The organism is Hwanghaeella sp. LZ110 (assembly GCF_048892525.1).
Classification (GTDB): Bacteria; Pseudomonadota; Alphaproteobacteria; order UBA8366; family Aestuariispiraceae; genus Pacificispira.
In genome coordinates this window covers 377,482-391,386 of sequence record NZ_JBLZHT010000001.1, presented here as the reverse complement: position 1 = coordinate 391,386, position 13,905 = coordinate 377,482, and the positions used below count along the sequence as shown (strand labels likewise).

12 protein-coding genes are annotated in these 13,905 nt (G+C 55.4%); 6 read left to right on the top strand and 6 right to left on the bottom strand.

All coding sequences use genetic code 11. The annotated features are described in order from the left end of the window. The first annotated feature begins 51 nt into the window (after window positions 1-51). The 3 genes from ACOSDM_RS01725 (at window position 52) to ACOSDM_RS01715 (ending at window position 3,468) form a co-directional block, all read left to right on the top strand. Entirely contained in the window at window positions 52-1,500 is a 1,449-nt protein-coding gene (locus tag ACOSDM_RS01725; protein WP_420722744.1) for a TrkH family potassium uptake protein, read from the top strand. Window positions 1,501-1,519: 19 nt separating this feature from the next. Next, window positions 1,520-2,671, top strand: a complete 1,152-nt coding sequence (argE, locus tag ACOSDM_RS01720) for an acetylornithine deacetylase (RefSeq protein ID WP_420722743.1) — start codon at window positions 1,520-1,522, stop codon at window positions 2,669-2,671. Window positions 2,672-2,940: 269 nt separating this feature from the next. Beyond that, window positions 2,941-3,468, top strand: coding sequence for a peroxiredoxin (locus ACOSDM_RS01715; protein ID WP_420722742.1), 528 nt, complete (start codon window positions 2,941-2,943; stop codon window positions 3,466-3,468). Between the two features lie 9 nt (window positions 3,469-3,477). On the opposite strand, the gene ACOSDM_RS01710 is transcribed toward ACOSDM_RS01715, so the two are convergent. The 6 genes from ACOSDM_RS01710 to ACOSDM_RS01685 form a co-directional block, all read right to left on the bottom strand. Continuing rightward, window positions 3,478-3,867 (bottom strand): hypothetical protein, encoded by a 390-nt coding sequence (locus tag ACOSDM_RS01710; protein WP_420722741.1) that lies wholly within the window; start codon window positions 3,865-3,867, stop codon window positions 3,478-3,480. A gap of 336 nt (window positions 3,868-4,203) precedes the next feature. Then, window positions 4,204-5,175 carry an MBL fold metallo-hydrolase gene (locus tag ACOSDM_RS01705; RefSeq protein WP_420722740.1) on the bottom strand — a complete coding sequence of 324 codons (972 nt, stop codon included), beginning with the start codon at window positions 5,173-5,175 and terminating at the stop codon, window positions 4,204-4,206. A gap of 99 nt (window positions 5,176-5,274) precedes the next feature. After that, window positions 5,275-6,432 (bottom strand): alpha/beta hydrolase, encoded by a 1,158-nt coding sequence (locus ACOSDM_RS01700; RefSeq protein WP_420722739.1) that lies wholly within the window; start codon window positions 6,430-6,432, stop codon window positions 5,275-5,277. A gap of 209 nt (window positions 6,433-6,641) precedes the next feature. Continuing rightward, a complete protein-coding gene (locus ACOSDM_RS01695; protein WP_420722738.1) occupies window positions 6,642-7,205 on the bottom strand; it encodes a chloramphenicol phosphotransferase CPT family protein in 564 nt (187 codons plus the stop codon). Then, window positions 7,206-7,913 (bottom strand): UTRA domain-containing protein, encoded by a 708-nt coding sequence (locus tag ACOSDM_RS01690; protein WP_420722737.1) that lies wholly within the window; start codon window positions 7,911-7,913, stop codon window positions 7,206-7,208. It abuts the gene before it with no gap. Then, complete coding sequence (locus ACOSDM_RS01685) at window positions 7,913-9,277, bottom strand: formimidoylglutamate deiminase (protein ID WP_420722736.1); 1,365 nt, start codon at window positions 9,275-9,277, stop codon at window positions 7,913-7,915. Before ACOSDM_RS01685 ends, ACOSDM_RS01690 begins: the two co-directional genes overlap by 1 nt. Window positions 9,278-9,379: 102 nt before the next feature. Between ACOSDM_RS01685 and hutI the strand changes: the two genes are divergently transcribed. From hutI to hutU, 3 genes are read left to right on the top strand one after another with little or no spacing between them, the layout of a single operon-like run. Then, the gene (gene hutI, locus ACOSDM_RS01680; protein WP_420722735.1) at window positions 9,380-10,597 is read left to right on the top strand and encodes an imidazolonepropionase; all 1,218 of its coding nucleotides are present in this window, start codon (window positions 9,380-9,382) and stop codon (window positions 10,595-10,597) included. Continuing rightward, window positions 10,594-12,156, top strand: a complete 1,563-nt coding sequence (gene hutH / locus ACOSDM_RS01675; protein WP_420722734.1) for a histidine ammonia-lyase — start codon at window positions 10,594-10,596, stop codon at window positions 12,154-12,156. Before hutI ends, hutH begins: the two co-directional genes overlap by 4 nt. 11 nt (window positions 12,157-12,167) lie before the next feature. Beyond that, on the top strand, window positions 12,168-13,853 hold the full coding sequence (gene hutU / locus ACOSDM_RS01670; RefSeq protein WP_420722733.1) for a urocanate hydratase: 1,686 nt from the start codon (window positions 12,168-12,170) through the stop codon (window positions 13,851-13,853). Window positions 13,854-13,905 lie beyond the last annotated feature (52 nt).

The window sequence follows — 13,905 nt, the reverse complement described above, 5'->3', positions numbered from 1 at the left end:
GAAGCAGACTGAGGATGCAACAATATTAACAAGCATCCGGTGGAGGGGTTGTTGCTAGATTTCCGTCCTATTTTCTTTGTGAACGGCATCTTGTTGACGACCTTGTCCGTGGCGATGGTGCTGCCTGCGGCTGTAGATATTATCGTGGACAACCCGGACTGGGAGGTATTTGCCGCAGCATCCGGTTTGACCTTTTTCGTTGGTGCGATGCTGACCCTGACCAATAGGGTCAAAACAATCGCACTTACCATCCGCCAGGCTTTCATCATGACCACCATCTCCTGGTGCTTGCTGCCGGCTTTCGCAGCGCTGCCGTTGAGCTTTTCAGATCTTAATCTGACCTATACCGATGCCTTCTTTGAAGCGATGAGCGGGATCACAACCACAGGGTCAACGGTAATCGTCGGGCTGGATTTCGCCCCGCCCGGGATACTGCTGTGGCGCTCTTTGCTTCAATGGCTGGGGGGAATTGGGTTTATTGTGATGGCGGTTTCGATTCTACCGATGCTGCAGGTCGGTGGCATGCAGTTATTCCGTATGGAATTTGCAGAGCGGGTGGAAAAGGCATTGCCGCGCGCGGCCCAGATCGGCGCATGGATCCTGATAATCTATCTGGTCCTGACTATGGTTTGCGCCGGACTGTATTGGTGGGCGGGGATGAGCGGGTTTGACGCCCTGAACCATGCGATGACCACCGTGGCGACCGGCGGATTTTCGACCTATGACAGTTCGATGGGGCTTTTCGGCAGTGCCAAGCTGGAATGGATTGCTACGGTCTTCATGATTCTCGGCTCCCTGCCGTTCCTGCTGTATCTACAGGCCATTCGGGGGGCGCCCTTGGTTCTATACCGCGACAGTCAGATTCGTTGGTTCTTTGGCTTTCTGTTAAGTGCTACGGCGATTATGATTCTGTATCTGGTGGCAGAACAGGACTGGACCCTGTCTGATGCGATACGCTTTGCCACTTTCAATGTGACATCGGTGATGACAGGGACAGGCTATGCAACCCAGGACTTTGGCAACTGGGGGGCCTTTGCACTGCCGTTGTTTTTTCTGTTGATGTTTATTGGCGGCTGCGCCGGATCGACCAGTTGCGGTATCAAGATATTCCGGTTCCAGGTCCTATACGCAACAGCGCGGGTTCAGATGAAACGCCTGCTTAGTCCTAACGGTGTTTTCATTGCCTATTATAACAAGAAGCCTATCCCAAATTCGGTTGAAGAATCTGTCATGAGCTTCTTCTTTTTGTTCATGGCAATATTTGGTCTTCTGGCTTTAAGCCTGGGATTACTGGGACTGGATTTCATCACGGCGACCAGCGGGGCTGCCACGGCGATATCCAATGTCGGACCCGGTCTAGGCGATGTGATTGGCCCGGCTGGGACCTTTGCGTCTTTACCAGATGCCGCAAAATGGTTGCTCTCTGGCGGCATGCTGTTAGGACGGTTGGAGATTTTCACCGTTCTTATTCTGCTTGCCCCCAGTTTCTGGCGTGGCTGACACCAAAGGATACCAGACTATGCCAACGCCACTTGAAATGCTTGAAACCTTGATCGGGTTCGACACGACCAGTGCAAAATCCAATCTGGATCTGATCCGTTTTGTGCAGACCTATCTCGCGGACCATGGGATTGATAGCACCCTGGTCCATAACAAGGACAAGTCCAAGGCAAACCTTTGGGCGACGGTTGGCCCTAAACAGCCGGGCGGCGTCTGCCTGTCGGGTCATACCGATGTGGTTCCCGTAGCTGGGCAACCCTGGGATACAGATCCGTTTCAAATGATAAAAAAGGGCAGCCGATATTATGGGCGCGGCACCTGTGATATGAAGGCCTTTCCGGCCACCGCATTAGCGCTACTGCCCGAAATGCTGGCCAGACCATTAGTGCGCCCGATCCATTTTGCGCTCTCTTATGACGAAGAAGTGGGCTGCCTGGGCGCCCCCGATATGATTCATGAAATTGGCAAAAGCCTGCCAAAACCATCCGTCGTGATCGTGGGGGAACCCACCGATATGAAGGTTGTGTCCGCCCACAAGGGAATGTGGTTCTTCCGCGTTGTCGTGACAGGGAAAGAGGCCCATTCAAGTCAGACCCATCGCGGCGTTTCAGCAGTCATGACCGGGGCCAGATTGATTGCAAAGCTGGATGAGATGGCAAAGGCGCTCAAAGCGGCTGCTGATCCGAATTGTAAATTTGTGCCGCCCTATACAACCATCCATGTTGGTCAGGTCCAGGGTGGCACCGCGCCCAACATCATATCCCGCCATTGTGAATTTGTATGCGATATTCGCAATCTTCCAGATGATTTCCCCGAAGATATCCAGCGGGAGTTTGAAAGCTGGATTACCGCAGAAATTTTGCCGGAAATGCAGGCTATTGATCCGAATGCTGGCGTTGCCGTCACCACAGAGAATGTCGTCGCAGGCCTGATGGAAGACCGGGACAGCGAGGCAGAACAACTGGTGCGACAAATCACCGGCGACAATGATACGACCTATGTCCCCTATGGCACAGAAGCGGGGCAATTTCAGGCCGCTGGAATGGCGGTCGTCGTTTGCGGGCCCGGATCAATTGATCAAGCGCATCAACCCAATGAGTATATTGAAGAAGCGCAAATTCATGCCTGTGAAGCGATGCTGAGAAAACTGATCACCCGCTGTCAGACATAACAGGTAACATAAATCCGGCCGCCTAGGCGGTCCCGGGCGGGCTTCCGCGATACCCCAAAAGACCCGCTGACGGCTTCACAAAAAATTCTTGTGCGACGCACCATTTTCATCTTGGAATAAGTCTAAAGAACACCTATATACGTTCTGTCTGCAAATTATTGGTGTTCTAAGGAACCGTGTAAGTCCCTTATGCACCTATATGCAAATCCGAATATCCTTGGGGTACCAATCAGGTATCTCAGACATGAAATCAAAAAAGGAGTCTCTAAATGACCCAGTTCACAAACATGAAGAATGTCGGCGACACAGTGCCCAGCGTTACCTTCCGCACCCGCGCGAACAGCGATTGGAAAGATGTCAGCACCGATGATCTTTTCGCGGGCAAGCGCGTTGTTGTATTCTCTCTGCCAGGTGCCTTCACGCCGACCTGTTCTTCAACCCACCTGCCGGGCTACATGATCAAATCCGGCGAAGTTAAAGGCTGTGGCGTTGATGACATCTACTGCCTGTCGGTCAATGACAGCTTCGTTATGAATGCCTGGGCAAAAGATCAGGGCGTTGATTCCGAACTGAAGGTTATCCCGGACGGGAATGGTGAATTCTCTGAAGGCATGGGCCTACTGGTTGGCAAGGAAGATCTTGGCTTTGGCAAGCGCTCTTGGCGTTATTCAATGGTCGTCAACGATGGCAAGATCGAAAAGATGTTCGTTGAGCCGGAAAAGCCTGGCGACCCCTTCGAAATCAGCGATGTCGACACCATGCTGGACTATCTGAAGTCCGCTAAAGTCAGCGCGTAAGGGTTTATACTAAATCGGTGCAGGACGGTTTGCCATCAGCATACCGTCCTGGACTGAAACCCGCTGGAGGAGGGCCATCGTGCCCTCCTTTAGTGTATCTTGGGCCGGTTCAAAGACCAATTGCCCTGAATACCAGTCCGCACGCACATCCCCTGTCGTATTGAACAGATCGGTGTGACGGATGCGCTTGCCGTCGCGCCATCCATGCAAATCAATCAACCACAGGGCACCCTCCCGAATTTCCCATCGACCGACATAGCCCCGAAGACAGGCGTCACTGCGTTGTTCAAACGCGATGGGTCCATTCTGGCGCAGCCATGCAGCAAGTGGGGCCGTATGCAGACGATACAGCTCATTCTCAATCCACAGCGTCTCTGGTAACTGCTCAACTGTCTCCATAGCCCCACCCAATCGATAAGAAACACCCCTGCCGAAACACATTAAAATGCCAAGGCAGGAGCAATCCTATTGGGCTAGTGTGGTGCGCGATTATTTGGAATCACCAGGATCTCTTTACCGGCCTGTCGGCTAGAAGAGAGCGTGCAGGCGATGTGGTTCATCGTCAAGCGCTCTCGACGCAGTCCGACGGGCCGGTAAAGGGACCAAAGGCGCTGTTTGCGGTGCTCCGGTTAGGAGCGTTTCGCGAAGAGATGCGGGGAATCGCAAGCGGAAGGCGACGCGGCCCGGAGCGCCGCAAACAGCGTCCTGGTCGATCCCAAATAACCGCGCACCACACTAGCAGCCTTCTGTACACATGCCGCCGCCATCAAACGCCATGGTCTTGCCACTGAGTGGCAGATGCACAGGAACGTTGACGGCCTGAGTGAAGATATCTGTTTTGGAGCCTGCAATCACATTCCCATCCTTCGTTGCCGGTTCATTGGCATGGGAGGGGATGACGGTGGCCGGTTTGATCAAATCGTTGATTACATAGGCTGCTTCAGTCGGTCCTGTCGTGAAGGTGTCGCCGATATTCATAACCACCAGCTTCGCCTTGTACTGATCCGCGACAACAGTCTTCTGTTCCGCGGTCACCCCGGTATCCCCTGAAAGATAGACCGACAGGCCGTTGCTGAAGGTCAGGACATATCCTGTCGGCGGACCGGCATAGGCTGTCAATCCAGCCTGTTCCAGCAACTCCCCCAACGCGCCATGAACAAACGCACCTGCAATACCATTGGAATGAACCGCCGGAACAGTGGTGATGGACACGCCCCCTACAGTCCGCGAGCCGCCAAACCGAACCAGTTGGGATTTGGATGGATCACCGCCCAGCGCTTTCAACTTGTTACCAAAGAACTTTGGCATTTCACTGCCGGTCACAATCAAGGCCCCGGTCTTCAGCGCAATATCGATTGTGTTGCTGTTGGGAACGGAGGCGACAGAAACATCGGGCTTGCCGCATTCCCCTGCATTCACGGAGGGGATATGCCGATCCCCTACATGATCGCCATGCATATGGCTGACCAGGATCACATCAATAGCCCCAAGGCGGGGATCATCCGGCCCGGCAACAGTACGACCGGCATCATACAGAATGCGCGTTCCATCCGGATCTTCAAAGATCATCGCCCGGTCAAAGACACAAAATTCCCCATCATGACTGCCCAGTGGGGTGATTTTCACAGTGCTTGCTTGAGCCATCGCGGCACTCAGGACAAGCACGACACCGGCTAGAGCCGTGTGTTTCAAAGCACTTAACACCATTAGACCTCTCCTTGATTTCCATCGAAACATATTCCCCAGAACGGAAGTCGTTCGATTCACTCTAATGGCAAGGTCTGGCCCGAGATGTTCACGAAATGGTTAGTGAATCCCCAATTCCTCAGCAATTTTCCATGCGATCTCAGGCGCATCGATATGATCGCTGTGATCGATCTTTCTTCCGGCTAGCTCCGTTGCATTAAGCGAACAAAAACCAGGCGCCGCATTCATCGGGGCGGGGGCCTCTCCCAGGCGCTTTTCCCAATGATAGTCCGGGTTTCTCTCCAGGAACTTAAACAAGCCAAAAGTGACAGTGTTCATTGTATCGGCAACGGACAGAGCAGCCTCTCTGGGCATTTTCTCAATATTAGAAATTGATAAGGCCCCATCAAACCGCGAATAAACATTAACTTTACGGCGAACAAGATGCTGCAGCCCTGAATAAAAAGGCCCCACATAGAGCGTTTCATGATGCTGATCGGGATCCTTGCACTTCGTCACATGACGTCGTTCCACGTCAGGTGCGATCATTACAAATGTATCGACAAACCAATCCTTGCCCACAACATCTTCCACACCGTCACCAGGGGCACGTTCTTTTCGTTCCAACAATGGGGTAAGCGTTTTATCCCCGACAACATCCGGGGGAATAACGACCTTATTGATTAAATCTTTGAATGTGTGGCAGGCGACATAGTTCCCCATAGAGTGACATATGAGGTTCAGCCTTTTACCTGTTTTTCGAATGCGAGCCAGCAATCCGCCAAAGGCCGCCGTTGATCCAATAGCTTCCTTTTGATCGGACGGATATTTAAGGGCGCTTCCATCCGAGGGCCAGGAAAATCCAATAAAAGCCGTCAAACTGCCCGCTTTGGCATCAACTAAGCAGTCCAAATCAGCTTTTGATGTTATGATTTTTTCGGATAGGCCGGGCTTGTGTTTCATTGTCTCCGTTAGGATACGAAACCAGGTAAACGCCTCAAAGAGCTCGACATTGAAGCCGTGAACACAAACCACAATCGTACCGATTCTGGGATCTTCCAGGAACTTATCGAAAACGACTTGAGATGAATCCTCAATCGCTGCGCCTCTCGGCATTTCTGAGGAATCCGTCGTTCCCATGTAGAATGCCATGTAGATATCCATATCAACAAAGTAGTACCCGCCCTCAGACATTTTATGTCGTAGCGTGCGATCTCTGTTTTCAACAGCTTGGCCCAGTTTCTCCATGTGCCGATTGGTTGCAAAATATTGAATCATGACGCCCTCCCAATGCAAAATTTATTTAAGGTTTTTTATTTTTAAGAATACAACTTAGATTAAAATACCACAATTATTATGATATATGAATACGAATGTTTTCTATCAGCTAACGACGCAGGAAAGCGCGACTGATCCAAGAGGTTTTAAGCGAAAGGCGCGTTTCGAAGAGGTTGGACCGTCAGCACTGCATCGATCACAGGCATAAATCAAAGATCGAATTTCTCGCAGATAAGGCGAGCGCAAGCTTCAAGGCCAGTTTGCTGACTATCAATCATAAGATCGTATTCAATGCCCCTATGGACGATATCAACTTGCGTTCGTGCGAGGCCAATTTCTCGATCACCACGATCGCGCTCCCGTTGTTCTAAAACCTCTACCGGCGCTGTTATTCCGACTTTTAGGAAACGATAAGGGGCGAGAATCTCATTGTATTCAGAAATCTCATTGCCCAACAGAACGTCATCCACGACCAAATCATTGCCAGCGTAGGCCAGCGCGGCAACGGCCCCGCGCATTCCATGCAATGTACGGGCAACAACCGGCCCAGACGTTATCTCCGTAGCAGGGTAACCATCCTTCAATACCGATTTAAAAACCAAGCCTTCTGGATGCCCTAAATAGCGTTCCGGGATCATATCCAGAAAAGAATCCATCGCGACATGTAACATGGGACGCCGAGCGATGGCCTGAAAGGCACGCGCGATGGAACTCTTACCAACGCTCCCCGGGCCATTAAGAAGGACTATGGTTGTTTCAGCGCGGGTCATCATCTAACGGGGCGCAAACGCGCTGCGCAGGCGGTGGGTGCGGCCTGGATGGTGGAAACGGACCGTTGTGACCGGGCCCTTGGCGTTCCAGGTGCGGCGCTCGACGATCAGAACGGGTTCTCCCTCTTTAAGGCCCAGCGCCGATGCGACAGTTCCGGTTGCAAGATCGGCGGAAATCACATGTTCCGCCTCGGTCCAGGGAACGTTCCTCAACAACCACGGATTGGGCCCGATCTGACCGAAGCCTTCTTCCAGGGCTTCTGGAACAGTCTGGGGATCAATCCAGCGATCTTCCAGCTGATAGGGGTGACGATCCGCATAATGCAGGCACAACAGATGCAGGGCCTCCTCTCCAGGGGCACGGTTCAAATGCGCTGCGACGGTCGGAGGCAAAGGAGCCAATTTGCGTTCCAGCAATTGATATTGATAACTGGCCCCGGTCGCCTTGATCTCATCTTCGACCAGCGAGATATCCAGCGCCAAACTGCGCCCGGTCGGATAGGCGACGCGGGTCCCTGTCTTGCGCTTCCGCTCCAGCACCCCCTCTTCCGCCAGTTCCCGCAGGGCACGGTGCACGGTGGACCTGGCACAATTGAAGTCCAGCGCCAATTGTTGCTCCCCCGGGATTGAATCCCCAGGCTGCCAGAGGCCGGAATGGACGCGTTCCAGCAGCGTATCCTTTATCCGCTGATAGGGGGCTGGATCTGGCATCAACGCCCCCCTTCCATCAAATGGGCAACGGTTTCTTTAAACGCATGGGCGATTTTCGCGCGGTGTATATGCCGCCCATCCTGCACCATCATCCGCCCCGCAGACCAGACCGTCCGAACCGCCCGATCACCAGCGACAAAGACATAGTGATCCAGCCATTCCTGATGGCCCGGCACGAAGGGCAGTATCTCATCGGCTTCCAGTGCGGTCAGGTCCGCCCAAGCGCCGACTTCAATGCGACCCGCCTGCCGCCCAAGGGCCTGTGCCCCGCCGTCTGCAGCAGCCTGATACAGGGCCTGACCAACAGAACCAGGGTCGCGGCGCATCACGGTTCGGTGACGGTCCTGGAACCGTTGGCTGTATTCCAGCACCCGCAATTCCTCCGTCAGATCAATTCGGACATTGGAGTCACTGCCAATGCCATAGCGCCCGCCTGCGTCCAGGAAGCACCGCCCATCGAATATGCCATCCCCCAGATTGCCTTCGGTGATCGGGCACAGGCCTGCCACCGCGCCAGTCTTGGCAAAAGCGACGGTCTCTTCCGGCTGCATATGGGTGGCATGGACCAAACACCAGCGGGGATCGACATCCGCATTGTCCAGCAACCAGGCAACCGGCCGCGCGCCATAGGCGGCCTGGACATCTGCGACTTCGGCGACTTGTTCTGCAATATGGATATGGACAGGTCCCCCGCCAAAATCCGATGCAAGCGGGGTCAGCATTGCCGGTGGCACAGCCCGCAGGCTATGGGCCGCAACACCCAGGACAGAATCCGCCGCCGAAAGCTTAATGGCCCCATGAAGCGTGGCATAGCGGTCCAGATCACAGCCGAAACGCCGCTGGCGGTCATTCAAGGCGCGACCATCCACGCCCCCTTGCGCATACAGGACCGGCAGCAACGACATGCCGATCCCACTGGTCTGCGCGGCGGCAATGATGCGCTGGGCCATCTCCGCCGGGTCATCATAGGAACCGCCATCAGGGCGGTGATGCAAATAGTGAAACTCCCCGATTGCGGAGAATCCAGCTTCCAGCATTTCCATATAGGCGAAGGCCGCAATCGCCTCCACATCCTCAGGCGTCAATTGCCCCAGAAAGCCATACATCGCCTCCCGCCAGGTCCAGAAGGAATCCTCTCCACTGGCTTTCTTTTCAGCATGCCCGGCCATGGCGCGTTGGAATGCATGGGAATGCAGATTGCTGAGTGCCGGGATCAGCAGGCGGTTGGCAAGGCGCGTATCGCCGGTTTGCGCATGACTGCCGGTAGAAACAGAGGCAATGCGCCCGGCGGGATCAATCTGTACCCGCACATTCGCGCGCCAACCCTGTGGCAACAGCGCCCAATCGGCAAACAGCGCAGTCATCAAATTCTCTCCAATTATGTCTGGACAAATAACCTTATAACCATATACATAATTTTCAGCACTTAATGCAAGTCCATACCGCCATTTCAGGAGCCCGCGCCTATGACCCGCGACACCGCCCTTGTGCTGACCAACCTGACCCTTGCCACGATGGTCGCAGGTAATGCGCCCTATGGCTTGGTAGAGGACGGGGCCATCGTCTTGGAGGGCGGGCGGATATTATATGCTGGGCCCAAAGGCTTGCTGCCGGACGATTTTAAAGGCTGGGAGCATGAAGACTGTGGCGGTGCGGTCGCCACCCCCGCTTTGATCGATTGCCATACCCATCTGGTCTATGGCGGGAACCGGGCGAAAGAATTTGAACTGCGCCTGAACGGGGCAAGTTATGCCGAAATCGCAAAGGCGGGCGGTGGCATCCTGTCCACCGTCACCGCGACCCGTGCTGCCAGCGAAGAAGCCTTATTCGAAGCCGCCCTGCCGCGCATTCATTCCTTCATTGATGAAGGCACCGGCACGATTGAAATCAAATCCGGTTATGGGCTGGACCTGGAAACCGAATTAAAGATGCTGCGGGTCGCCCGCCGTCTGGGCCTGGAATGCCCGATTGATGTCGTGACCACCTTCCTGGCCGCCCATGCCATTCCCCCGGAATACAAGGGCAATGCGGATGGCTATATCGATTGGATCTGCACCGAAATCCTGCCCGCCGCCCATGCGGAGGGGCTGGTCGATGCGGTCGATGCCTTCTGTGAGAATATCGCCTTTGATGCCGTTCAGGTCAGTCGCGTTTTTGAAAAGGCGGCGGCGCTGGGCATTCCCGTGAAACTGCACGCTGAACAATTGTCTAATTTGGGGGGGGCTGCCCTGGCCGCTGGGTTCAAGGCACTGTCTGCGGACCATCTGGAATATCTGGACCAGGCGGGCGTATCGGCCATGGCGGCCGCTGGCACCGCTGCGGTGATCTTACCCGGGGCCTTCTATACCCTGCGTGAAACTAAGTTGCCGCCGCTGCAAGAATTACGAGAGGCCGGGGTGCCAATTGCGATTGCAACCGACTGTAATCCAGGGTCATCACCGCTCTTCTCCCCCCTTTTGGCGATGAATATGGCGTGCACCCTGTTTCGCATGACGCCAGAAGAAGCCCTGGTTGGCCTAACCCGCAATGGTGCCCTGGCGCTGGGCAAACTGGAAGATCGCGGCACGCTAGAAGCGGGCAAGCGAGCAGATATTGCCCTGTGGGATGTCGAAAGTCCCGGAGAACTGGCCTACCGCCAAGGTTACAATCCTTTAATCCGTCGCTTTTATGGAGATGACGCATGACCCAATCTGCAAGCCCGCTGACGCTGATGCCTGGAAAGGTCGGGATTGGCACACTGCGCAAAATCTATCGTGACGGCATTTCGGTAGAACTGGACCCGTCCTGTCAGGCAAAGGTTCAGGCGGCGTCCGACATTGTGATGGCTGCGGCCAACGGCAAGGACCCGGTCTATGGCGTCAATACGGGTTTCGGAAAACTGGCCCAGAAGCGCATCGCGCCCGCTGATACAAAACGGCTGCAGCGCAATCTGATCCTGTCCCATGCCAGCGGCGTGGGGGAACCCCTGGCAGAGCCAATTGTACGCCTGATCATGTCCCTGAAGTTGATCTCTTTGGGACGCGGGGCATCCGGGGTGCGGTGGGAACTGATCACCCTGTTGCAGGATATGCTGCGCGCTGGCGTCACGCCTGTAATCCCAGGTCAGGGCTCCGTCGGGGCCAGCGGCGATCTGGCCCCCCTGGCGCATATGAGTGCCGTGATGATTGGCGAAGGGGAAGCGGTCTATCAAGGGGAGCGCATGCCAGGGGGCGCCGCCCTGCAAAAGGCTGGCCTGACCGCAACGGAGCTGGGTCCGAAAGAAGGTCTGGCGCTGATCAACGGGACACAGGTTTCAACCGCCCTGGCCTTGGCTGGCTTGTTTGATGCCCATCGCTCCTTCCGTGCAGCGCTGGCCTCTGGAGCCTTGTCCACCGATGCTGCAATGGGGTCCAGCGCGCCGTTTCATCCAGAGATTCATACCTTGCGCGGGCATCATGGGCAGATTGATTCCGCCCATACCCTGCGACAGTTGATGGATGGCAGCGCCATCCGCGACAGCCATGTGATCGATGATGAACGGGTCCAGGATCCGTATTGCATTCGCTGTCAGCCACAAGTCATGGGCGCGTGCCTGGACCTGTTACGAGCCTGTACGCGTACACTGACGATTGAGGCCAATGCGGTGACCGACAACCCGCTGATCCTCAGCGATGGGGCGGGCATTGTCTCTGGCGGGAATTTCCATGCAGAACCCGTTGCCTTTGCAGCAGATCAATTGGCCCTGGTCATTGCGGAAGTTGGCTCCATCACCGAAAGACGGATTGCCATGCTGGTTGACCCGGCCCTGAACTTTGGCCTGCCACCCTTCCTGACCCCAGACCCTGGCGTCAATTCCGGCTTTATGATTGCGGAAGTCACCGCAGCGGCACTTTATTCCGAAAACAAACAACGGGCCAACCCGACCTCCACCGATTCAACGCCGACCAGCGCCAATCAGGAAGACCATGTTTCCATGGCCTGTCATGGGGCACGCCGGTTGATCGATATGAACCGCAATCTGGAACAGATCGTTGGCATCGAATTGCTGATGGCAGCACAGGGCGTTGAGTTTCGCGCGCCTTTGACGACCAGCCCCCGCCTGACAGCCGTCATGGAGAGCATCCGCGCCGTTGTGCCGACATTGGGCGAGGACCGATACATGTCGCCAGACTTAATAAAGGCAGCCGAGCTTGTGCGATCTGGCGCGCCGGTCCGTGCCGCCGGTCGTGATATCTTTCCGCTCCTGACCGAAACGCTTTCTTAAGAGGACCGACCATGTCTGATGTGAAATCAAATCCCCGCCACAACATCCGCACGATCCGCGCGCCCCATGGATCGGAGTTATCCTGTAAGTCCTGGATGACCGAAGCCCCCTATCGCATGCTGATGAACAATCTGGACCCGGATGTTGCAGAAAACCCCAATGAACTGGTCGTCTATGGCGGTATTGGTCGGGCGGCCCGCACCTGGGCTGATTTTGATTCCATCACCGCAACCCTGAAAACATTGGGGGAGGAAGAAACCCTGCTGGTTCAGTCCGGCAAGCCTGTTGGTGTCTTCCGCACCCATAAGGATGCGCCGCGCGTGTTGATCGCCAATTCCAATCTGGTGCCCCATTGGGCGACCTGGGAGCATTTCAACAAGCTGGATAAGGTCGGTCTGATGATGTACGGGCAGATGACCGCCGGGTCCTGGATTTACATTGGAACACAGGGCATTGTGCAGGGCACCTATGAAACCTTCGCTGAGGCGGGACGTCAGCATTATGATGGCAATCTGACTGGTAAATGGGTTTTGACCGGTGGCCTGGGGGGCATGGGCGGCGCACAACCATTGGCCGCCGTGATGGCAGGGGCCTGTTGTCTGGCGGTGGAATGCAATCCAGATTCCATCGATTTCCGCCTGCGTACCCGCTATGTCGATGAACGCGCCGATACGATTGATGAAGCGCTGGAGATGATCGACCGCTGGACCAAGGCTGGGGAGGCAAAATCGGTTGGCCTGTTGGGCAATGCCGCTGATGTCTTCACGGAACTGGCAAACCGGGGCATCCGTCCAGATATTGTCACAGACCAGACCTCCGCCCATGATCCCATCAACGGCTATCTGCCGCAGGGCTGGACGATGGCGCAATGGAAGGAAAAGCGCGAAAGCGATCCTGCCGCCGTGGAAAAAGCCGCCCGCGCATCCATGCGCATCCATGTAGAAGCGATGCTGAAATTCCATGCCGCTGGTGTTCCAACGCTGGATTACGGCAATAATATCCGTCAGGTTGCAAAGGATGAGGGCCTGAAGAACGCCTTCGACTTCCCAGGCTTTGTGCCAGCCTATATCCGCCCATTGTTCTGTCGCGGGGTCGGTCCCTTCCGCTGGGTCGCGTTGTCCGGGGATCCGGAAGACATCTACAAGACCGATCAGAAGGTAAAAGAACTGATCCCGGATGACGCCCATCTGCATCAATGGCTGGATATGGCGCGCGAGCGTATCTCCTTCCAGGGCCTTCCCGCTCGCATTTGCTGGGTCGGCCTGGGCCAGCGCCACCGTCTGGGTCTTGCCTTCAATGAAATGGTTGCTTCTGGCGAGTTGAAGGCACCGGTTGTGATCGGTCGCGATCATCTGGACAGTGGATCTGTCGCCAGCCCGAACCGGGAAACTGAATCCATGAAGGATGGCTCAGACGCCGTTTCCGACTGGCCCTTGCTGAATGCGCTGCTGAACTGTGCGTCCGGCGCGACCTGGGTGTCCCTACATCATGGCGGCGGTGTTGGCATGGGGTTCAGTCAGCATTCCGGCATGGTCATCTGCTGTGATGGCAGTGAAGACGCTGCCCGGCGCATTGACCGCGTATTGTGGAACGATCCCGCCACCGGCGTCATGCGTCACGCCGATGCCGGATACGATATCGCCATTGATTGCGCTAAGGAAAACGGCCTGCGCCTGCCTGGCATTCTGGGGAACTGACGCCACCATCGCGCCTAATGACAATACCTCTGCGCCCACTCATCCTGAGGAG

Coding starts and splice junctions, on each gene's coding strand:
- ACOSDM_RS01685 (WP_420722736.1), bottom strand. CDS start 9,277: ATGACTGCGCTGTTTGCCGATTGGGCGCTGTTGCCACAGGGTTGGCGC.
- ACOSDM_RS01700 (WP_420722739.1), bottom strand. CDS start 6,432: ATGATTCAATATTTTGCAACCAATCGGCACATGGAGAAACTGGGCCAA.
- ACOSDM_RS01710 (WP_420722741.1), bottom strand. CDS start 3,867: ATGGAGACAGTTGAGCAGTTACCAGAGACGCTGTGGATTGAGAATGAG.
- ACOSDM_RS01695 (WP_420722738.1), bottom strand. CDS start 7,205: ATGATGACCCGCGCTGAAACAACCATAGTCCTTCTTAATGGCCCGGGG.
- argE (WP_420722743.1), top strand. CDS start 1,520: ATGCCAACGCCACTTGAAATGCTTGAAACCTTGATCGGGTTCGACACG.
- ACOSDM_RS01690 (WP_420722737.1), bottom strand. CDS start 7,913: ATGCCAGATCCAGCCCCCTATCAGCGGATAAAGGATACGCTGCTGGAA.
- hutI (WP_420722735.1), top strand. CDS start 9,380: ATGACCCGCGACACCGCCCTTGTGCTGACCAACCTGACCCTTGCCACG.
- hutH (WP_420722734.1), top strand. CDS start 10,594: ATGACCCAATCTGCAAGCCCGCTGACGCTGATGCCTGGAAAGGTCGGG.
- ACOSDM_RS01705 (WP_420722740.1), bottom strand. CDS start 5,175: ATGGTGTTAAGTGCTTTGAAACACACGGCTCTAGCCGGTGTCGTGCTT.
- hutU (WP_420722733.1), top strand. CDS start 12,168: ATGTCTGATGTGAAATCAAATCCCCGCCACAACATCCGCACGATCCGC.
- ACOSDM_RS01715 (WP_420722742.1), top strand. CDS start 2,941: ATGACCCAGTTCACAAACATGAAGAATGTCGGCGACACAGTGCCCAGC.